This window comes from Streptomyces tatrensis (genome assembly GCF_049310065.1).
Taxonomy (GTDB): Bacteria; Actinomycetota; Actinomycetes; order Streptomycetales; family Streptomycetaceae; genus Streptomyces.
Window position 1 is genome coordinate 27,896 of the sequence record NZ_JBMDLB010000008.1, and the last position, 19,991, is coordinate 47,886.

General features: G+C 71.4%; 20 protein-coding genes. 16 read left to right on the plus strand and 4 right to left on the minus strand.

What is annotated here, in order from left to right; genetic code table 11:
* Position 1 precedes the first annotated feature (1 nt).
* The 4 genes from ACODT5_RS14505 to ACODT5_RS14520 form a co-directional block, all read right to left on the minus strand.
* The gene (locus ACODT5_RS14505; protein ID WP_422519685.1) at positions 2-1,012 is read right to left on the minus strand and encodes an asparagine synthetase A; all 1,011 of its coding nucleotides are present in this window, start codon (positions 1,010-1,012) and stop codon (positions 2-4) included.
* Between the two features lie 110 nt (positions 1,013-1,122).
* Positions 1,123-1,605 (minus strand): helix-turn-helix domain-containing protein, encoded by a 483-nt coding sequence (locus tag ACODT5_RS14510; RefSeq protein WP_422519686.1) that lies wholly within the window; start codon positions 1,603-1,605, stop codon positions 1,123-1,125.
* A gap of 66 nt (positions 1,606-1,671) precedes the next feature.
* The gene (locus ACODT5_RS14515) at positions 1,672-1,899 is read right to left on the minus strand and encodes a hypothetical protein (protein WP_422519687.1); all 228 of its coding nucleotides are present in this window, start codon (positions 1,897-1,899) and stop codon (positions 1,672-1,674) included.
* A 180-nt stretch (positions 1,900-2,079) separates the two neighbouring features.
* Positions 2,080-2,448 carry a hypothetical protein gene (locus ACODT5_RS14520; protein WP_422519688.1) on the minus strand — a complete coding sequence of 123 codons (369 nt, stop codon included), beginning with the start codon at positions 2,446-2,448 and terminating at the stop codon, positions 2,080-2,082.
* Between the two features lie 196 nt (positions 2,449-2,644).
* On the opposite strand from ACODT5_RS14520, the gene ACODT5_RS14525 reads away from it, so the two are divergent.
* The 16 genes from ACODT5_RS14525 (at position 2,645) to ACODT5_RS14600 (ending at position 19,963) form a co-directional block, all read left to right on the plus strand.
* Positions 2,645-3,649 carry a helix-turn-helix domain-containing protein gene (locus tag ACODT5_RS14525; protein WP_422519689.1) on the plus strand — a complete coding sequence of 335 codons (1,005 nt, stop codon included), beginning with the start codon at positions 2,645-2,647 and terminating at the stop codon, positions 3,647-3,649.
* A gap of 174 nt (positions 3,650-3,823) precedes the next feature.
* Complete coding sequence (locus ACODT5_RS14530; RefSeq protein ID WP_422519690.1) at positions 3,824-4,075, plus strand: hypothetical protein; 252 nt, start codon at positions 3,824-3,826, stop codon at positions 4,073-4,075.
* A gap of 16 nt (positions 4,076-4,091) precedes the next feature.
* Positions 4,092-4,595, plus strand: coding sequence for a hypothetical protein (locus ACODT5_RS14535; RefSeq protein WP_422519691.1), 504 nt, complete (start codon positions 4,092-4,094; stop codon positions 4,593-4,595).
* Between the two features lie 162 nt (positions 4,596-4,757).
* On the plus strand, positions 4,758-5,207 hold the full coding sequence (locus tag ACODT5_RS14540) for a DUF2871 domain-containing protein (RefSeq protein ID WP_422519692.1): 450 nt from the start codon (positions 4,758-4,760) through the stop codon (positions 5,205-5,207).
* Positions 5,208-5,570: 363 nt separating this feature from the next.
* A complete protein-coding gene (locus ACODT5_RS14545) occupies positions 5,571-7,445 on the plus strand; it encodes an AfsR/SARP family transcriptional regulator (RefSeq protein ID WP_422519693.1) in 1,875 nt (624 codons plus the stop codon).
* A 120-nt stretch (positions 7,446-7,565) separates the two neighbouring features.
* Positions 7,566-9,203 (plus strand): acyl-CoA carboxylase subunit beta, encoded by a 1,638-nt coding sequence (locus ACODT5_RS14550; RefSeq protein WP_422519694.1) that lies wholly within the window; start codon positions 7,566-7,568, stop codon positions 9,201-9,203.
* Positions 9,200-9,445 carry an acyl-CoA carboxylase subunit epsilon gene (locus tag ACODT5_RS14555; protein WP_422519695.1) on the plus strand — a complete coding sequence of 82 codons (246 nt, stop codon included), beginning with the start codon at positions 9,200-9,202 and terminating at the stop codon, positions 9,443-9,445. The genes ACODT5_RS14550 and ACODT5_RS14555 overlap by 4 nt, the downstream gene beginning before the upstream one ends.
* Positions 9,442-10,440, plus strand: coding sequence for an ACP S-malonyltransferase (fabD, locus tag ACODT5_RS14560; RefSeq protein WP_422519696.1), 999 nt, complete (start codon positions 9,442-9,444; stop codon positions 10,438-10,440). Before ACODT5_RS14555 ends, fabD begins: the two co-directional genes overlap by 4 nt.
* 87 nt (positions 10,441-10,527) lie before the next feature.
* Positions 10,528-10,941 (plus strand): acyl carrier protein, encoded by a 414-nt coding sequence (locus ACODT5_RS14565; protein WP_422519697.1) that lies wholly within the window; start codon positions 10,528-10,530, stop codon positions 10,939-10,941.
* 67 nt (positions 10,942-11,008) lie between these two features.
* Positions 11,009-11,437 (plus strand): holo-ACP synthase, encoded by a 429-nt coding sequence (gene acpS, locus ACODT5_RS14570; protein ID WP_422519698.1) that lies wholly within the window; start codon positions 11,009-11,011, stop codon positions 11,435-11,437.
* An 18-nt stretch (positions 11,438-11,455) separates the two neighbouring features.
* Positions 11,456-12,727: a beta-ketoacyl-[acyl-carrier-protein] synthase family protein gene (locus ACODT5_RS14575; RefSeq protein ID WP_422519699.1), complete on the plus strand. Its 1,272-nt coding sequence runs from the start codon at positions 11,456-11,458 to the stop codon at positions 12,725-12,727.
* Between the two features lie 28 nt (positions 12,728-12,755).
* Positions 12,756-14,057 carry a beta-ketoacyl-[acyl-carrier-protein] synthase family protein gene (locus ACODT5_RS14580; RefSeq protein WP_422519700.1) on the plus strand — a complete coding sequence of 434 codons (1,302 nt, stop codon included), beginning with the start codon at positions 12,756-12,758 and terminating at the stop codon, positions 14,055-14,057.
* A gap of 37 nt (positions 14,058-14,094) precedes the next feature.
* A complete protein-coding gene (locus ACODT5_RS14585; protein WP_422519701.1) occupies positions 14,095-16,464 on the plus strand; it encodes a beta-ketoacyl synthase N-terminal-like domain-containing protein in 2,370 nt (789 codons plus the stop codon).
* On the plus strand, positions 16,461-17,567 hold the full coding sequence (locus ACODT5_RS14590; RefSeq protein ID WP_422519702.1) for a 3-oxoacyl-ACP synthase III family protein: 1,107 nt from the start codon (positions 16,461-16,463) through the stop codon (positions 17,565-17,567). Before ACODT5_RS14585 ends, ACODT5_RS14590 begins: the two co-directional genes overlap by 4 nt.
* A 108-nt stretch (positions 17,568-17,675) precedes the next feature.
* Entirely contained in the window at positions 17,676-18,671 is a 996-nt protein-coding gene (locus tag ACODT5_RS14595) for an aldo/keto reductase (protein WP_422519803.1), read from the plus strand.
* Positions 18,672-18,751: 80 nt separating this feature from the next.
* Complete coding sequence (locus tag ACODT5_RS14600; protein ID WP_422519703.1) at positions 18,752-19,963, plus strand: FAD-dependent monooxygenase; 1,212 nt, start codon at positions 18,752-18,754, stop codon at positions 19,961-19,963.
* Positions 19,964-19,991: the final 28 nt, after the last annotated feature.

Here is a 19,991-nt window from a genome sequence, read left to right on the forward strand (position 1 = left end):
ATCAGGCCGAGAAGACTCCGGGGATCTTGGGATACGCGCTGGCCTCCCAGATGTACTGGACACCGGTGACGTAGCGGGTCAGCCGCTCGAATCCGATGCCGAATCCGGAGCTCCCCTGAATTCCCTCACGGACCATGTCCAGGTACCACCCGTACTTCGCCGGGTTCTCCCCGGTCTCGCGCATCCGCGTCACGATGCGGGCGTATTCGAATTCCCGCTCGCTGCCGCTGGCGAGTTCGCCGTACCCCTCGGGGGCCAGTAGGTCGAAATTCCGGAGCGTGCCGGGGTATTCGCGGCTCTCGCGGTCGTAGAAGCCGCGGGAGCCCTTGGGGTAGTCGGTGACGAAGAAGGGGCGCGTGGCCTTGGAGGAGATCCGCGCCTCGCCCTCCCAGTCGATCTCGGCGTGCGGGTCGCCGTCGACCTGGCTGACCGCCTCGGCGTGCGTCGTCACGTCGAACGGCAGCTCCAGAAGGTCCTTGAAGGCGTCCACGTCCCGGCCGAGGCGCTCCAGCTCCTGCGGCATCGTCGTGACGATCTCGCGGACCGCGGCGACCACGATGCCCTGGGCGACGCCCATGATCTGCTCACGGGTGAAGCCCGCCACCTCCACGTCGATCTGGTGGAACTCCGCGAGGTGCCGGCTGGTGCTGGCCGTCTCCGGCGGCTCCAGCCGGACGTTCGGGGCGATGCAGAAGATCTTGTCGAACGCGAGCAGGGAAGCCTGCTTGTAGAGGATCGCGCTCGTCATGAGCTTGTAGCGGCGCCCGTAGTAGTCGATGTCCACCTGCTTGGCACCCCGGCAGCCCGGGTCGGTCACCGGGCCGATGATCGGCATGTGCAGTTCGGTGAATCCGGCGTCGTCGAGATGCTGGCGTATTGCCATCAGCATGCGGTGCTGAATGCGCAGGACGGTACGGGTGGTCTCCGAGGAGAGGTGTTCCCGCGGAGTTCCGGGAAGCCTTTGGTTCCCGGAATCCTTCAGGTATTCCTGCTCTTGCTGCTGCTGCGACATGGCGCGCCCTCGATTCTTTCGGAATTCCTTCTACAGCAAATCTATTTGCTGGAATTCCGTACGAGCGGCAGTTGCGGGCGGCAGCTTTCGGACAGTGCGCAGGGCGCGGATCAGACGCGGTCGAGCCGGCGTTCCATGAAGGCGACGCCCCGGTCGACCGCGACCAGACGCCATTTCTGCTCGGCCATGTCGTTGAGCGCGTCGGCCCAGTCGCCGTCCGCCGAGTCGAGCGACAGCGATTCGAGGAGCATGGTCGCGTACTCGTACTCGGGCATGTCTTTCGCCAGGTGGAGGTCGACGAGTTCGCCGCGGTCCCCGGCGGGTGCGGGCCGGGCGGCCCGCTCGAATACCTCACGGCGCTGGTCGTCAAGCCGGAGCGCCTCGGCGAGCAGCCGTACCGTGTCCCGCCGGGGCCGCTCGGCCCGGCCGCGTTCCAGGTCCCGTATGGCCCGGACGCTCATCGCGGAGAAGTCCGCGAGCTGCTGCTGTGTCATCCCTTCCTTGGCTCTGTAGAGCTGAAGAAGGGAACCGAACGGATTCACCTTGTAAGGCAGGAGCACTACCCCTCCACGGGTTCGGAGAAGAAGACGCACGGGGATCTTTGCTGAGGGGGCGGGGACTGCTCCCCGCCGGTGGTGTCCTTGGACTGCGGGCAGGGACTAGTCCCAGCCGGTGGTGTCCTTGGACTGCGAGGGGCTCGGGGTGGGGGTGGCAGCAGCGCCCTGCTGGTCACCGGCCACGGGCCCGTCGGCGACGGAGGAGATCGTGGTCCGGCTGCCGGAGGGGCCCTGGGAGCCGGCCGTGACGGCTGCGGCGACACCGACGGCCGGGACGGCGACAAGAGCGAGGACCGCGGTGAACTTGGCGAGGGGCAGGCGGATCGACACGACAGTCTTCTCCCTGGGTCGGGTGGCACGGGGCGGGAATCGCGAGCACATTCGGGTGGTGCTCCGGAGGCTGGTCGGGGGCGTCCCGCGGTTGACGCCCCGTGTCCGGCTGTGGCCCCTGCTTTCCGGGGCCGCCTCCCTGCCGGTGGAGCAAGACTCGCGCGCCACTCGAGCCTGCCGCTAGCTCTGACCCGTGTCCTGATCCTGCACTCGCACAATCCGTCCATCGTCACCAGCACCGATGAGGAACCGGTCATAGAACTCGGGCACCAGCGCGCCGGAGCAGCTGACGATCCGCGCCCCCCGCAGAGCCGCTTCACCGCCCACCACGCGCTCGGCGACGGCCAGCGCCACGATCTCCGCCGAGACCAGCGAGTCGGAGGTGACGAAGAGGCCGACCGTCACGAGTCCCTCCTCGCCCGGATGGACGCTGACGTGGTCGACCCGCTCCTCGGGAGCGGCGTGGGCACGGAGGAGGTCCCGGAGGTCCTGGGGCTCGGGACACTCACGTTCTTCCGGCATGAGGACGCGCACATGGACGAGATGCATCCATCGAGCTTGCGCGGGGTCCGCAGCGCCCAACAAGGAGATCCGGGGGACGCTGTATGCCCGGTCATAAACAGGCCACCTCGGCGCTCGTGCACGGCGTGCCCGGCCATTCCTGCGACATGAAACGCTTGCGCCGTACTCACGTTCGCCCTGGCGTGTTTGTATACGGGCCCATCAACTCGTTTGGGAGACGCCTGTGTTGGACGCACTTGGCCTGGACACCGCCTGCGCGAACGTATACCAAGCCCTACTCGTCCAGCCGCAGGCCGACTTGGAGGAGCTGCGCAGCCGGCTCGGGATCTCCGACGAGGAGCTGCGTTCGGCGCTCGACGAGCTCAGTGAACTGGCTCTGATCCGCGCCTCGATGAACGATCCGCAAGCGTTCCGTGCGGTCGACCCCGAGCTGGGCCTCCAGGCGCTCATCGCCCGGCAGCAGGAACGGCTGGTGGCCGAACAGCAGCGGGTGGAACGGCTGAGGGTGGCGGCCGTGCAACTGGCCGCCGACTACGCGGCCAGCCGGCCCCGCAAGGTCCTGGCCGACGTGAAGCGGCTGGACGGGATCGAGGAGATCCGCGACCGCATCCACGTCCTGGTACGGGCGGTCCGGACCGAGGTGATGACCCTCGCCCCCGGCGGTGCCCAGAGCGCCGCCAGCATGGAGGCCGCCAAGCCCCAGGACCAGGAACTGCTGGGCCGGGGTGTCAGGATGCGCACCCTCTACCTCGACAGCGTGCGCAACAGCCCGGCCACCGTGGCGTACGCCAAATGGCTCTCGGAACTGGGCGGCGAGGTACGCACCGCGACCTCGCTGCCGATCCGGCTCATGATCATGGACCGGAGCGTGGCGATCGTGCCCACCGAGAGCGAGAACAGTGCCGCCGGGGCCCTGGAGCTGACCGCCAACGGGACCCTGACCGCGCTCTGCGCGCTCTTCGAATCCATCTGGGAGAACGGTGCCCCGCTCGGTACGCCCGGCCGTGACCGGGACCGCGACCAGCGCGGTCTGACCCCCCAGGAGGCCGAGGCCCTTCGGATGCTCGGCCAGGGGGCGACCGACGAGGCCGTCGCCAAACGGCTGGGCGTCTCGCCGCGCACCGCCCGGCGCATCGCCGCCGACCTGATGGAGCTGCTGGATGCCCGCAGCCGGTTCCAGGCCGGCACCCGAGCCGTCGCGAGGGGCTGGCTGACCGGCGAGGAATGACCGGGCCGGGGACCGGAGGAATGACCGGGCCCGCGGACCGGCGGAATGACCGGGCCGGCGGACCGGCGGAACTCAACTGCCGCCGCCAACTGCCTGTCCGCGCGGGCCCGTGCTTCCTAGGGTGCGCTCGAGCCAGGGACGTCACGTCCGGGACCTCGACCCAGGAGAGGCTTCATGAAGCACACCCGACTCACTGCCACCGGCGCGGCCGCCGCCATCGCGGCCGCCATCGCCATCGGCGCCGCCGCTCCGGCGGCCGCCGCCCCCGCCAAGGCCGAACGCATCACGTCCGCCGAGCAGCTGCAGGCCGGCCTGCAGCAGGCCATCGCCCAGGATCAGCTCCAGAGCGGCGACCCGATCGGCGGCGTGGTCGGCCGTGTCGTCGCTGCCGACGCGCCGGCCGATCTCTCCGCCGCTCAGGGCTGACCGGGAGGTGAGCACCGTGGGAACCGACGCGTCCACACCCTCCTGGTGTCCGAGCGGCGATGCGCACGCGCCCGAGTCCGTCGTCCTCGGCGTGCGCTCCGGCCCGGGCGGCCAGGTCACGTACCTCGCCGACCCCGTGCCCGCGGCCGATGTCCTGGGGTCGATCCCGGCGGGGGTCTCCCCCACCCGGGTCCTGCGCTTCGCATCGCACTGCGTCTCGGACTGCGCCAACCGGCGGGGCGACGACTGCACCTTGGTCGAGCGGGTCCTGCGCGTCCCGGCCAAGGAGCAGACCCGCGCGGTTCCCCGGTGCCACCTGCGCAACCAGTGCCAGTGGTGGCGTCAGACGGGTGTGGACGCCTGTCACCGCTGCCCGGCCGTCTCTACGGCGAACTACCAGGACGATGCCCTGTCCGAGCTGGTGGCCGACCCGTCCACGACACCGGAACAGCTCGACTCCTGGATCGCGGCGGCCGGCGAGGTCGTCGCGGACGCCGAGGGGGTGCGGGCGGCGAGTTAGCGGACCAATACTCCACATCGGAGTGGTGGCGCCAGAGAGGCCGTGGAATGTCACTCGAATCGGGCTCGAGTGATCCTTCTGATTCCACCGAACAGGCTACGCGAGGTGCTTCAATGGCCACCGTTAGGGCGCGATTGGATCAGCAGGGAGTGGGGCACGGGGATGCGTAAGTCATACGTCGCGGCGCATGTTTATATGATTATCGGAACACTCTCCGGGTTGTACTACCGCGAGTTGACCAAGATCAACGAGTTCGAGGGCGAGACCCAGCTCGGCGTCCTCCACACCCACTTGCTCGCGCTGGGCATGCTGGTCTTCCTCATAGTTCTTGGTCTCGACAAGGTGTTCAGGCTGTCCGGGACCAAGCAGTTCGACTACTTCTTCTGGATCTACAACACCGGCCTCACGATCACCTGCCTGAGCATGTTCTACCGGGGCACCCAGACCGTGCTCGGCAACGAGGTACCCGAACTCTTCTCCCTGGTCGGAGGGTTGGGGCACATCGTCCTGACGGTGGGGCTCGTCCTGTTCTTCATCCTGCTCGGGAAGAAGGTCAAGAACCACGAGAGTGGGCAGCCCGAGGAGTCCGAGCCGGTGAAGACCTCGGTCTGACGGTCGCCCTACGGTGGGGGCCGTCGGGCCCCCGGACAGCAAATGGCCCGAGCCGGAGCACCGGCTCGGGCCTTCGTGTGCTCACCGATGAGGCCCGGGGAACCTGCCGGGCGATCCCTCAAGGGTCCGGTCTTCGCCGTCGTCAGCGTGCCCGCCGCAGCAAGCGGGCGGTGACGGCCTGAATCCGCCGCCCTGCCCGAGAGCCCGGTACGCAGCATCCGTCACCCGCCCCGCGAATTTCCGCGGGGCGGGTGACGTGCGTTGTCGCGCCTACCGGGGCCGGTGCGACAGAGCGGGAATCAAGGGGCGCTGCACCGGCCGGAGTTAGCTTTTCGGACACTGAAGGGATACGGGTGATCTTCGATGGAGCTCCGGATACTCGGATCGATAGAACTCTGGACAGGCAGTGCCCTGGCCGATCTCGGCCCCGCGCGGCAACGCAGCATCCTCGGCGTCCTGCTGGTCGATCCGGAAAGGCCGGTGCCACTGGAGTCCCTCGTGGACCGGGTATGGGGGGACCGGCCGCCCGCGGGGGTCCGCAATGTCGTCCACACGTACATCACCCGGTTGCGCCGGGCGCTGGCCACTGCCTCGGCCGGGTTGCCCGAGCCGATCGGGCTGGTTCGGACCCCGGCCGGCTACCAGATTTCGGCCGATCCCGGCGCCGTGGACCTGGTGCGCTTCCGGCGGCTGCTCAAGAGCGCGCAGCAGGAGGGTCTCGGCGATCAGGAGCGCAGCACGCTGCTCCAGCAGGCGCTGCACATGTGGCGGGGCGACGCGCTCGGCGGCATGCAGGGTGACTGGGCGGCCCGGCTGCGGGAGACGCTGCGGCAGTTGCACCACGAGGCGCTCAGTCAGTGGGCGGACGCCGAGATCCGCCTGGAGCGGCCCGGTACGGTCCTGTCGGAACTGCGTGCCGCGCTGCTGACCGATCCGCTCTCCGAGCAGCTCTGTGAGCGTCTGATGCTCGCGCTCTACCTGGAGGGGCGCAGCGTCGACGCTCTGGAGTACTACCAGGCGATGCGCCGGCTGATCGCCAAGGAGCTCGGCACGGATCCATCGCGGCGGCTGCAGCGGCTGTACGAGACGATCCTGCGCGGCGAGGCGGCCGACCCCGTGCCGCCGCCCGAGCGCAGCGGCGACCCGCACGGCGTGGGCACGCTGCAGGTCCTCGAGCGCCCCCGGCCCTCCCCGCACGTCCCGCAGATGCTCCCGCTCGACCTCCCCGACTTCACGGGGCGCGAACGCGAACTCGACGTGATCCAGCGGACCCTGACCCAGCCCACCGCCGCGCAGCCGCCCGCGGTGGTGCTGGTCGGCGGTGGCGGCGTGGGCAAGACCGCGCTGGCCGTGCGCCTGGGGCACCGGCTGGGATCCGCCTACCCCGACGGGCAGCTGTACGCGGCGCTGCGCGGCAGCGGCACCCGGCCGGCGGACCCGTACGCGGTGATGGGCCGGCTGCTGCGCGTGCTGGGGACGGACCCCGACCGGCTCCCGGCCGACCCCGACGAGCGTGCGGAGGTCTACCGGCTGGCGCTCGCGGGGCGCCGGGTGCTGCTCATCCTCGACGACGCGGCCGACGACGCACAGGTGCAGCCGCTGCTGCCGGGCAGTTCGGACGCCGCGGTGCTGGTCACCAGCAGGGGCCGGCTCAGTACGCCGCTCGGCGCCCGCGTCCTGCAGGTGCCGGATCTGCCGCACGGCCACAGTGTGCGGTTGCTGGCACGGATGCTGGGCCCGGAGCGGATCGAGCGGGAGCCGGCCGCGGCGGCGACGATCGCGCGGTACTGCGGCGGGCTGCCCCTGGCCCTGCGTGCGGCGGCCTTACGGCTCAACAGCCGCCCCCACTGGTCGCTGAGCCGGTACGCGGAGCGGCTCGGCGACGAGGGCCGGCGGCTGGACGAGCTGGCGTACAGCTCGCTGAGCGTGCGGGCCAGTTTCACGGCCTCGTACAACGCGCTGCCCGAGGACGCCCGCGAGGCGCTGTGCTGCCTGGGCCACCTGCCGGTGCCCGAGTTCGACGCCCAGCTGGCCTGCCCGGTGCTCGGGAAGGACTTCGCCACCGTCGAGGACGCCTGCGAGCAGCTGGTGGAGGCCCATTTCCTGAGCGTGGTCGAGCCCGCGGGGGCCCACCTTCCCACCCGCTACCGCCTCGACGGCCTGCGGCGCAGCTTCGCCCAGGAGCTCGTCTCCGGCCGGGCCGGCGCCCTGGAGGGGGCCGTCCGTCTGGCCGTCTGACGCGGCCCACCTGGTGATACACCCGCCTTCAAGACGCACTCCAGTCCAGCTCCCACCCCTGTACCGGAGAGTCGTATCCGAAGCCACCTACGCGACAGGGCAGGAAGGAGTGGGACCGCAATGACGCCTCCTGACTCTCCCCAGGCCGTGCTGCCGGAGCTCGGCAGGACCGACACGGAAGTTCGGCTACCGACACCGGCGCGTGCAGCCACGATGGCCGATCTGGCCGACGAGCTCGCCACCCGCAGGGCGCAGGCACACTTCGGGCACGACCCGGAGGCCGACGCCCGCCACCTCTCCAAGGGCAAGCTGCTGGCCCGCCAGCGCATCGAGAAACTGCTCGACCCGGGCACGTTCACCGAGCTGGGGCTGTTCGCCGAGCACCGGGCGGTGGGCTTCGGCATGGAGCACACGCATCCCGAGGGCGACGGCGTGATCACGGGCTGGGGCGAGGTCGACGGCCGTACGGTCTTCGTCTTCGCTCACGATGCCCGGGTGCGCGGCGGCGCGCTGGGAGCGACGTTCGCCGCGAAGATCCACCAGCTGCTCGACTTCGCCGACTCCGTCGGCGCACCGGTCATCGGCCTCAACGACGGCGGTGGCGCACGGATCCAGGAGGGCATCGACGCGCTCGCCGGCTTCGGCAAGCTGTTCGCCCGCAACGTCCGCGCCTCGGGCGTGGTGCCCCAGATCAGCGTCGTGCTCGGTTCCTGTGCGGGCGGCGCCGTCTACTCGCCGGCGCTGACCGACTTCACGTTCATGGTCGAGGGCATGGCCAACATGTTCATCACCGGACCCGACGTGGTGCAGGCGGTGACGGGCGAGAAGGTCACGCAGGAGGAGCTCGGCGGCGCGTACACCCACGGCACCCGCACGGGCGTGGCGAGCTTCGTCGCCCCGGACGAGGAGCTCTGCTTCGAGGGCGTACGGGAGCTGCTCTCCTACCTGCCGTCGAACAACGCCGAGATGCCGCCGTACAGCAGGCCCCACGACGATCCGGACCGGCGCTGTGAGGAGCTGCTGAAGCTGGTGCCGGTCGACGACCGGGCGCCGTACGACATCAGGACGGTCATCGGCCACATCGTCGACGACGGCGACTACCTGGAGATCCAGGAGAACTGGGCGCCGAACATCGTGTGCGCCCTGGCCCGCCTGGACGGTCGCGCGGTCGGCATCGTGGGCAACCAGCCCGCCGCCATGGCGGGGGTGCTGGACATCGACTCCTCGGAGAAGGCCGCCCGGTTCGTGCGCACCTGCGACGCGTTCAACATCCCGCTCGTGACTCTGGTCGACGTACCGGGATTCATGCCCGGCACCGACCAGGAGCACAACGCGATCATCCGGCGCGGCGCGAAGCTCCTGTACGCGTACTGCGAGGCGACGGTGCCGCGTGTGCAGGTCATCCTGCGCAAGGCGTTCGGCGGGGCGTACATCGTCATGGACTCCAAGTCGATCGGCTCGGACCTGTCCTTCGCCTGGCCGTCCAACCAGACGGCCGTGATGGGCGCCGACGGCGCTGCCAACATCATCTTCCGGCGGCAGCTGCGCGAGGCGGCGGAGCCGGAGAAGCTCCGCAAGGAGCTGGTCGCCGAGTACACCGAGCAGCTGATGAATCCCTTCGTCGCCGCGCAGCGCGGCCACGTCGACGACGTCATCGACCCGGCGGAGACCCGGCGGGTGCTGATCAAGTCCCTGGACATGCTGCGCACCAAGCGGGCCCGGCAGCCGCTGCGCAAGCACGGAAACGAGCCGCTGTGAGCGCGCCGGGGAGCGTCCCGCTGACGGTGCTGCGGGGCAACCCGACACCGGAGGAGCTGGCAGGGCTGCTGGTCGTGCTCGCCGCGCTGCGCGGGTGTCCCGGCGAGCTGGCTCCGCCGCCGGGCGACGAGCGCCGCTGGGCCCGGCTGGAGGGCTGGCAGCGGTCGCTGCCCGCCGAAGCCCCGGACGCGGCCGGCTGGCAGCGCACCTACGCAACGACCCATGAAAGGACTACCCGATGACCGGTTGGACCGGCCCCGGCGGCGACGGTGCGACGTCGGGCTGCCTGGCCATGTTCCCCGGACAGGGCTCGCAGCGGCCCGGCATGGCCAAGCACCTCCTGGAAACCTATCCGGCGGCCCGGGAGCTGTTCGCCCGCGCCGACGAGATCCTGGGACTGCCGCTGTCGCAGATCTGTGTGACCGGCAGTGCCGCGGAGCTCGGCCGCACCGAGATCACCCAGCCCGCGATCGCCACGACCAGCCTGGCCGTATGGGAACTGCTGCGGTCCGACGGCTACCGGCCGGCGGCGACCGCCGGCCACAGCCTCGGCGAGTACCCGGCGCTGGTGGCCGCCGGGGTGCTGTCCCTGGAGTCGGCCCTGCAGCTGGTGCGGTTGCGCGGCCAGCTGATGGGCGAGGTGGCCCGCGAGGTGCCCGGCGCGATGGCTGCCGTACTGGGCCTGTCCGCGGAGGACGTGCTGGCCGCTTGCGACAGCGTCGAGGGTCACGGCCTGGTCCAGGTCGCGAACTACAACGAGCCGCTGCAGACGGTCATCTCGGGGCACGCGTCCGCCGTCGAATCGGCCGGCCGGTCGGCGCTGGAAGCCGGCGCCGACCAGGTCGTACGGCTGGACGTGGGGGCGCCCTTCCACTGCTCGCTGATGTCGGCGGTGGAGGAGGAGTTCACCGAGGCACTCGCCGCCCACCCGTTCGCCGATCCCGAGCTGCCCGTGATCAGTTCGGTCACCGGCACCTACATCGGCTCGGGAGAAGAGGCCAGGCAGCTGCTGCGGCGTCAGCTCACCGGCCCCGTCCGCTGGGTCGAGGTGCTGCGCACGGCCGCCCGGCACCCGGTGGGCGCGTACACCGAGCTCGGGCCCGGCCGGGTGCTCAGCGGGCTCGCCCGCCGCACCCTCGGCGAGGCCCGCACCCGCTCCACCGGAGACCCGCGCCGGCTCACGGCGCTGCACGGCGAACTGGCACCGGAGAAGTGGCAGGCCCCGGTGGCGTCCTGACGCCGCACGCTCCGCCTGGCGCACCGCCCCGGTTCGTCCATCTCGAGCGATATCCACGAGCGATATCTACGAAAGGTTGAAAGACACATGTCGTACGACGGTAAGGACTTCGGCGCCATCGTCCAGGAGGCGGTAGCCGACGCACTGGGCATCGACATCGAGGAGGCCGTGCCCGAAGCCACGCTGCTGGGCGATCTGGACGCCGAGTCCATCGACCTGCTGGACGTCCTGTTTCGCATCGAGAAGGCCGCGGACGTGAAGATCAAGGTCTCGGACATCGCCGAGCTCCTCCAGGGCGGGATACCCGACGAGGAGTTCGCCGACGAGGACGACATCATCAACGCGGTCGGTCTGGCCCAGCTGAAGAAGTCGCTGCCGCAGATCGACGTGCAGGAGCTGGCCGGAAAGCTTACGGCCGATGAGGTGCTGTCGCTGTTCACCGTGCAGAACCTGACGGATCTGGTGGCTGAGCGTGCCGCCCTCGCCGCGGCCGCTGCGTGAGCGAGGGGCGGGGGGGCCACCGTACCGGGACAGCGCCGCCCCGCCTCCGCTGCGGGTCCGTACCGGCATGGACCTGGCCGTGGTCTCCCGGGTCGATGAGCTGATGAACTCGCAACCGGAGCTTCGGGAGCGGGTGTTCACCGCTCGGGAGCTGGCCTACTGCGACCGGCGCAAGCGGGGTGGTGAGCACCTCGCCGCCCGCTGGGCCGCGAAGGAGGCCGTGCTCAAGAGCCTGGGTACGGGCATGGGCCCGCGCATGGAGTGGACGGACATCGAGGTCGTCAACGACCGCGCCGGCCGCCCCCAGGTGCGGTTGCACGGCGAGGTCGAGGTGGTTGCCCGGGCCCTCGGCATGCACTCCATCGACGTCAGCATGAGCCACAGCGGCGGTCTCGCCGTCGCGCACGCCGTCATGGTGTGCCTGCCCGAGGCACCGCACGACGCACCAGTCCGCACCACGCACACGGGAGAAGGAGACGAACGGCATGAGGCCTGACGAGACGGAGGCACCGCGATGAGCCGCAGGGTGGTCATCACCGGCGTGGGCGCCGTCACGCCGCTGGGCAACGACGCGCCGAGCACATGGCAGGGACTGGTCGACGGGCGCAGCGGAGTCGGCCGGCTGACCACGATCGACACCACCGGCTTCGACGTGACGATCGCCGGCGAGGTCAAGGACTACCGGCTGGACGACGCCGTGCCCGCCTCGGTCGGCCTGCGCCGGCTGCTGCGGCCGGGCACCTTCGGCGTGGGCGCGGCCTGGGAGGCGCTGCGCGACGCCGGGGTGGACGGGGACACGTACGACGGCGCGGACATGGGCGTGGCCATGGGCGCGTGTGTGGACCGGCCGGACCTGCAGTGGCTGGTGGACGTCGGGGCGCTGCGCGACAAGACCGGCCGGGACGACGCGTTCACCACCTACGCGCCTTCGGCCTCGCTGGCCTACAGCCAGAACATCGCGTCCGCGGCGATGGCCCGGATGCTGGACGCCACCGGCCCGATGCTGGGTGTGTCCACCGCCTGCTCCGCCTCCGGGCACGCCGTCGGGGAGGCGTTCCGCTCCCTGCAGGAGGGCGATGCCAAGCTCATGCTCGCGGGCGGCTACGACTCGCTGACGACCTGGCTCGACGTGCTGTGCTTCGGCCTGCTGGGTGCGCTGACGAAGGACTACAACGACGATCCGCAGCGGGCCAGCCGCCCCTTCGACGACAAGCGCTCCGGGTTCGTCCTCGGAGAGGGCGGCGTCGTGCTGGTACTGGAGGAGCTGGAGTCGGCCCGCGCCCGCGGGGCGCGGATCCTCGCCGAGGTCCTGGGCTACGGCACCAGCCTGAACGCCTGGCGGATGACGGACTCGCCGCCGGACGGCAGCGGCGCCATCGAGTCCATCGAGGCGGCGATCGCGGACGCCGGCCTGGAACCGGCCGACATCGACTACGTCGTGGCGCACGGCACCAGCACCCCGGGCAACGACCTGTCGGAGACCACGGCGATCAAGAAGGTGTTCGGCGACGACGCCGAGCGGCTGGTGATCAGCTCGCCGAAGTCGATGACCGGTCACCTGACCGCCGCCTCCGCCGCGCTGAGCCTGCTCACCGCGATCGGGGCGATCAACCACGGCGTGGTGCCGCCGACCATCAACCAGGAGACGCCCGACCGGCGGCTCGGCCTCGACTTCGTCCCGAACACGGCACGCAAGCAGGAGGTCCGGAACGCCCTGATCAACGCGTTCGCCTTCGGCGGCACCAACGTCGGCCTGGTCGTGGGGCGTTACGAGGAGAAGCGATGACGACCCGACAGCGACATGGAGGAGCGCGATGAACGACAGCGGACGTCAGGTCGTCATCAGTGGCATCGGCCTGGTGACCGCCCTGGGCGAGGGCCCCGAGGCCAACTGGAAGTCGCTGGTGGCCGGCGAGTGCGGGATCGGCCCGATCGAGGCGTACGACCCGGAGCCGCTGCAGACCCGGCTCGGTGGTGAGATCCCCGACTTCGACGCCACCCGGTACGCCACCAAGCGCCAGCTGCGCACCATCAACCGCGGTGACCGCCTCGCGCTGGCCGCGGCCCGGATCGCGCTCGACGACGCGGGCCTGCCGCACAAGCAGGACGGCGGTGACGAGCTCGGCTACCGGACGGGCCTGTACCTGGGCGGCAACAAGTCGCTGGGGCGCATGGAGCAGCTGATCGACGAGCTGAAGGTGATCCGCCGCCCGGACGGCACGGCCGACCTGGCGCACCTCGCCAAGCACGGCGATGTCATCATGCCGCCGCTGTTCTTCGTCGAGGGGCTGCCGGCCGGCGCGGTGTTCAACATCTCGCAGACGTACGGCATCAGGGGCTCCAGCACCTTCTTCGCGGGCTACGCGGACGCCGGCGCCACCGCGATCGGCCGCGCCATGCGCGCGGTGCGCCGCGGGGACGCGGACGTGGCGATCGCCGGCGGCTACGACGACGCCACCAGCTGGTGGTCGATGACGCTGCTGGACCGGCTCGGAATCCTGACCACCCGCAACGACCGCGGGCAGGGGGCGTACCGGCCCTACGACCGGGACCGCAGCGGCGGTCTCCCCGGCGAGGGCGCGGCCCTGCTGGTGCTGGAGGAGAAGCAGGCGGCGCTGCGGCGCGGTGCTCGCATCTACGCCGAGGTGACCGGCTACGGCGCCGGCCACGACGCCCGTACGCCGCCGGCGGCGGACCCCGAGGGCCGCGGTCTGGCCCGGGCGGTGCGGCGCTCGCTCGAGGACGCCCACCTGGCCGCCGACGACCTCGGCTACATCGCCTCGGACGGCTCCGGGACCCGCATGGGCGACTCGAGCGAGGCCATCGCCCTGCGGACCGCGCTGGGCACGGCGGCCTCGTCGGTGCCGGTCAGCACGCCCAAGCCGCAGACCGGCCACCTCCTCGGCGGCGGTGGTGCGCTGAACGCCGCCGTGGCCGCGCTGGCGCTGCACCACGGGGTCGTGCCCGCGACGCTCAACCTCGACCATCCCGACCCGGTGTGCGCCCTGGACCACGTCCGCGGCAGCGCCCGGGAGACCAGGCCGTCCCATGCGATGGCGCTGGCCCGGGGCATCGAGGGACAGGCCGTGGCCCTGACCCTGTCCAGGCCGGTGTGAACGGCTGAGCAGCCCGTGCAGAGAAGGAAGCTGACGCATGACTGACGTTCCTGACCAGACCGTCGGCGTGGTGATCGCCGCAGTGGGTGCGGTCACCCCGCACGGCGGTTCGGCCGAGGCCCTGTGGGACGGGGTGCGCGCCGGGCGGGTGGCGATCTCGCCCGTGCGCCGCCTGCCCATGGACGAGTACCAGACCACCTTGGGCGGTGAGATCACCGAACCCTGCTCGCCCGCGTACGACTACGCGCCGGACTCCGAGGCCCGTGACCGGTCGATCGACTTCGCGCTGACCGCCGCCGAGGAGGCCATGGCCTCCTCGGGCCTGCGGGTCGGCACGGACATCCCGGCCGAGCGCTGGGGGGTCGCCTACGGCACCTGCCACGGTGGCTGGCGCAGCGCCGAAATCGCCCTGCGCGAGGTGCAGGAGGGTGGCGAGCCGGACTGGCAGCGCTACACGTTCGTGCCGCCCCATGCCGGCGCGGAGGCGCTGTCGGCCGCTTTCGGCCTCAAGGGCCCGGTGCTCAGTGCCAACACGGCCTGTGCCGCCAGCGCCCATGCGCTGGCGCACGCCCTGGAGGTGATCCGGGCGGGCGCGGCCGACGCGATGCTCGTGGGGGGCAGTGATGCCTTCACCGAGTCGGCGTTCGCCGGGTTCAGCAGTCTGTGGTCGCTTTCGCCGCAGCCCGCGGCCCCCTACTCCAAGGACCGGTCGGGTCTGACGCTGGGCGAGGGCGGCGGGATGCTTCTGCTTCTGTCGCGGGAGGTGGCCGAACGTACCGGCGCGCCGGTCGTCGCCGAGATCCTCGGCTACGGTCTGTCCGCCGACGGCCACCACCCGACGGCGCCGCACCCGGAGGGTGAGGGCGCGGCCCGGGCGATCCGCTCGGCGCTGAGCGCCTCGGGTCTGACCCCGGACGACGTCCGGTACGTCAACGGGCACGGCACGGGTACGGAGAAGAACGACTCGGCGGAGAGCAAGGCCGTGCGTGCCGCGCTGGGCGAGGCCGCCGCCGAGAAGGTCTCGCTGTCCAGCACCAAGTCGATGATCGGCCATCTGCTCGGCGCGGCCGGCGCGGTGGAGGGCATCGTCACGGTGCTGGCCCTGCGCGACCAGGTGGCGCCGCCCACCGCGTCCTTCACCGAGGTGGACCCGCAGTGCGGTCTTGACCCGGTGGCGGGGACGGGCCGGCCGATGGTGCTGGACACCGCGCTGTCCAACAACTTCGGGTTCGCCGGAGCCAACGCCACCATCGCCTTCGCCCGCCCCGGCGGCCCCGGTGCGCCGGCTCCGGCCGTCGGCCCGGACGACGTCGTCGTGACCGGGTTCGGCGTAATCACCTCGGCCGGCGAGGGGGCCGAGGCGCTCTGGGAGGCGTACGCGGCAGGGCGCCGGCAGGGTGCGCCCGAGGACGGGCTGCGCGTGGCCCGGGCCGAGTTCGACCGTACGGCCGTCGGCACCCCCAGGGAGCGCCGGCGCATGGACAAGGTCTCCCAGCTCGCCATCGCCTCGTGCCGCGCCGCCCTGGGCGCCGCGGGCGCGGACGGCGACGCGGACGCCGTCGCCGCGACCGGCGTGGTGCTGGGCACCGCGATCGGGCCGATGGAGAGCAGCGAACGGTTCACCGTCCCGCTGCTGGCCGACGGCGCGCGGGAGGCGAACCCCGCCGTGTTCACGAACACCGTGTACAGCGGCGCGGCCGGCCACGTCGCCATGGCCCTGGGCACCAAGGGGCCGACGTCGACGCTGACGTCGGGGCACGCGGCGGGTGCCGCCGCCCTGGGTGTCGCGTACGACATGCTGCGTGCCGGGCGGGCCGAGCGCCTGCTGGTGCCGGCGGTGGAGGCGTTCTCGCCGGCCACGCTGGCCGCGTACCGCAGCATCCCGCTGTTCGGTTCGGCGGCCGGGCGCCGGTACACCTTCGCCGAGGCCGGCATCGCGCTGGTGCTGGAGCGCCGGGAGAGTGCCGAGCGGCGCGGCGCCACGATCCACGCCGTGGTCCTGGGGCACGCGACCGCGTCCGACGCCTGCGGCATCGGCCGCTGGGACCCGTCCGGTGACGGTGTGGAGCGGGCGATGCGCCAGGCACTGCGCAACGCCGGGCTCGGGCCGGAGCACATCGCGACGGTCTGGGCGAACGCGGCGGGCCTGTCCGCCGCCGACCGCCCCGAACAGGCCGCTGTGGAGCGGGTGTTCGACACGGACCGGGTGCGCGTCGAGGCCCCGAAGCGGGTCCTCGGTGAGCCGGTCGGTGCGGGCGCCCACCTGGCGGCGGTCCTCGCCGTCGGCGCCTGGCGCGAGGGCGGGGATCCCCGCCCGGTCCTGGTGAACAGCTCGTCCCTCGGCGGCACCCACGTCTCGCTCGTCCTGTCCCCCGTCCCCCTTCCCGCAACGGAGTCCGTCCGATGACCACCGCGTACGACGTGAAGATCCTCTCCACCGGCGCCTACCTGCCCGGCGAGCCGCTGGACAACGCCACGCTGGAGAAGTACGTCGGGCCGCTGCCGGACGACGTGCTCGAAGGCATCCAGGTCAAGACCCGGTACTGGATGATCGACCCGGTCACGGGCGAGCACCGGATCAACAACAGCCGGATGGCCGAGCGTGCTTCCCGGCAAGCCCTGGAGCGGGCCGGTGTGGAGCCCGAAGAGGTCGACCTGATCGTGGTGTGCACGGCGACGCCGGAGTACACGCTGCCCAACGTGGCGACCACCCTGCAGCACTACCTGGGCCTCGAGAGCGTTGCCGCGATCGAGATCCGCGGGGCCTGCGCAGGCTGGGTGCAGGCGCTGGACCTGGCCCGGCGGCAGCTGGCCGACGGGACGGCGCGCACCGCCCTGGTCGTGGGCAGCGAGGCCGGATCACCGGTGCTGGCGCCGCACTTCCTGGGCAAGGACCCGGCGCGCGTGCGGATGCGGGACCGCCTGACGCTGTACACGTTCGGTGACGGTGCCGGGGCCGTGGTGATGCGGGCCGAGCCCGTGGGCGAGTCGTCGGGCAAGCCGGGAGACGAGTTCGCCTTCGTCAACGCGTGCGTGGGCGGGCTGCGCAAGCCCGGCATGGAGATCATCGGTGGCGGTACGGACGTGCCGCAGGCGGAGCAGCTGGCCCGGCGCCAGCTGATCCAGATGAAGATCGACGTACCCGGCACGACCACGTTCGGGCCGAAGGTGTTCGTCCGTGCGATCCAGGAGATGGCCCGGAAGGACGGCCGGACGCTCGGGGAGTTCGACGCGATCGTGCTGCCGGAGGGCAACGCCGACTACTTCGCCAACGAGTTCGAGTCCGCCGGAATGTCCCCCGAGGACATCCAGGCGCTCAACGGGCGGATCGTGGAGAACCTGGCCGATGTGGGGGCCACCGGATCGGCCGCGGTGCCGCTGTCGCTGGACGCGGGCTGGACCTCGGGGCGCATCAAGGCCGGCGACCGGATCGTGCTGCTCGGCATCGAGGCCAGCCGGTACGTCTACACCGGCCTGTCGCTGACCTGGCAGGCACCGCCCGCGGCCTGAGCGGCCGCCTTCCCAGACCTGTCGAGTCATCTCAATTCATCGCATTCATTGCATTCATTGCACGCCGCCTCCGTCGTGGGGCGCGATTCCAGGAGGCATCACGTGGCGATCAAGCACCGCAAGCTGGGTACACCCGGACTGGAAGTCCCGGCCCAGGGCCTTGGCTGCATGGGCATGACGTTCGGGTACGGCAACGCGGACGCGAACGAGGCGCTGGCCACCATCGACCGGGCGCTGGAGCTCGGTGTCAATCTGCTGGACACCGCCGACATGTACGGCCCGCACTCCAACGAGGAGCTGATCGGCCGTGCCGTGGCCGGGCGCCGCGACAAGGTGGTGCTCGCTTCCAAGGTGGGCAACGAGATCGGCCCCGACGGCCAGCTGACGTGGCGGATCAACGGCCGCCCCGATTACATCCGCAAGTCGATCGAGGGCACCCTGCGCCGTCTGGGCACCGACCACCTCGACCTCTACTACCTGCACCGGGTCGACCCGGACGTCCCCGTGGAGGAGAGCTTCGGCGCGCTCGCCGAACTCGTCAAGGCCGGGCTCGTCAAGCACCTGGGGATCTCCGAGGCGGGGCCGGAGACCATTCGGCGCGCTCACGCGGTGCATCCGCTGACCGCGGTGCAGACCGAGTACTCGCTGTTCACCCGGGACGTCGAGGTCAACGGCGTGCTGGACACCGTGCGCGAGCTGGGCATCGGTTTCGTGGCCTACAGCCCGCTCGGCCGCGGGTTCCTGACCGGCACGATCCGCGACACCTCCGACATTCCCGAGGGCCTCGACTTCCGGCGCATCGCTCCGCGCTTCAAGGACGAGAACATCCGCCAGAACCTGCCGGTCGTCGACCAGCTCAGCGAGCTCGCCGCCGCGGCCGACACCACCGTCGTCCGGCTCGCGCTCGCCTGGGTGCTCTCCCGCGGCGAGGACGTCGTCGCCATCCCCGGCACCAAGCGGCGCACCTACCTCGAGGAGAACATCTCCGCGGCCGACCTCGAGCTCTCCGCCGACGTCCTGGCGGCGATCGACGTCATCGCCCCGTACGGCGTCACGGCCGGCAACCGCTATCCGGACGCGGAGATGGCCGCGCTGACCCGCTGAGCCCCACGCCCGACACCCCCCACACCCCCACCCTCACCCCCACGCAATCCGGCCTCCGCCCCGCTCTCCGGGAGAATGACATGTCCGCTCAGACGCCTCGTCCCATACGCCGCGTTCTCATCGCCGGCGGCGGGATCGGCGGCATCGCCACCGCCCTGGCCCTGCAGCAGCAGGGCATCGACTCCGTCGTCTTCGAACGCGCTCCCCAACTGCGCGACGGCGGCGCCGGACTGCACATCTGGACCAACGGCATGCTCGCCCTGGCCCACCTCGGCGTCGCCGACCAGGTCTCCGCGATCGCCCCCGCCCAGGCCGAGTGCAACTTCGCGACCTCGGCCGGCCGGCCCATCGGCATGTGGCCGGTGGGCGAGTTCGTCGAGCGCTACGGGCAGCCCACGGTCGCCATCGGCCGCTCCGACCTGCACGGCATCCTGCGCGACGCCGTGACCGCGCCCGTCGTCACCGGCGCCGAGGTCACCGGGTACACCGAGCATGCCGACGGGGTGAGCCTGCACTTCGCCGACGGGACCTCCGAGCAGGGCGACCTGCTGATCGGCGCCGACGGGGTCCGCTCCGCCGTCCGCGCCCAGCTGCTCGGCCCCCAGCCTCCGGACTACACCGGCTACATCGCCTGGCGCGGCCACGCCGAGATCGGCCCCGAGGAGCTCGCGCCCGGCACGTTCCAGGCCCTGTTCGGTCCGGGGACCCGCTTCACGTACTACGACATCGCCCCCGGCGTCGTGCACTGGATGAGCGTCGCCGACGGCCCCGCCGAAGGCCGCGACGAGGGCACGCCCGAGCAGACCCTGGACATGCTGCGCGCCCGGCACGCCGACTGGAGCGACCCGATGGTGCGTCGGATCCTCGACGCCACCGTGCCGGAGAGCATCCTGCGCGGCGACGTCCTGGACCGCAAGCCCGACCCCGTCTGGGGCCGGGGCCGGGTCACCCTGCTCGGCGACGCCGCGCACGCCATGAGCTTCAACATCGGGCAGGGCGCCTGCCAGGCCATCGAGGACGGCCTCGTCCTGGCCGGACACCTCGTCTCGCCCGGTGTGACCGTCACCGAGGCCCTGCGCGCCTACGAGGCCGAGCGCCAGGAGCGCACCCGGCCGATGCAGTTGCTGGCGCACCGCATCGGCGTGCTCGGCTCCCTGCAGAACCCGGCCGCCGTCTGGCTGCGCGACCGGGTGATGTCCCTGACCTGGAACAAGACCTTCCAGTCCACGGAACGTGATCACGTCGCCTACGGAACCCGGTGGAGCTCCGGCGCCACCGCCCACGCTGCCTGAGCACCTTCGTACCCGCCCCTGACGAGAG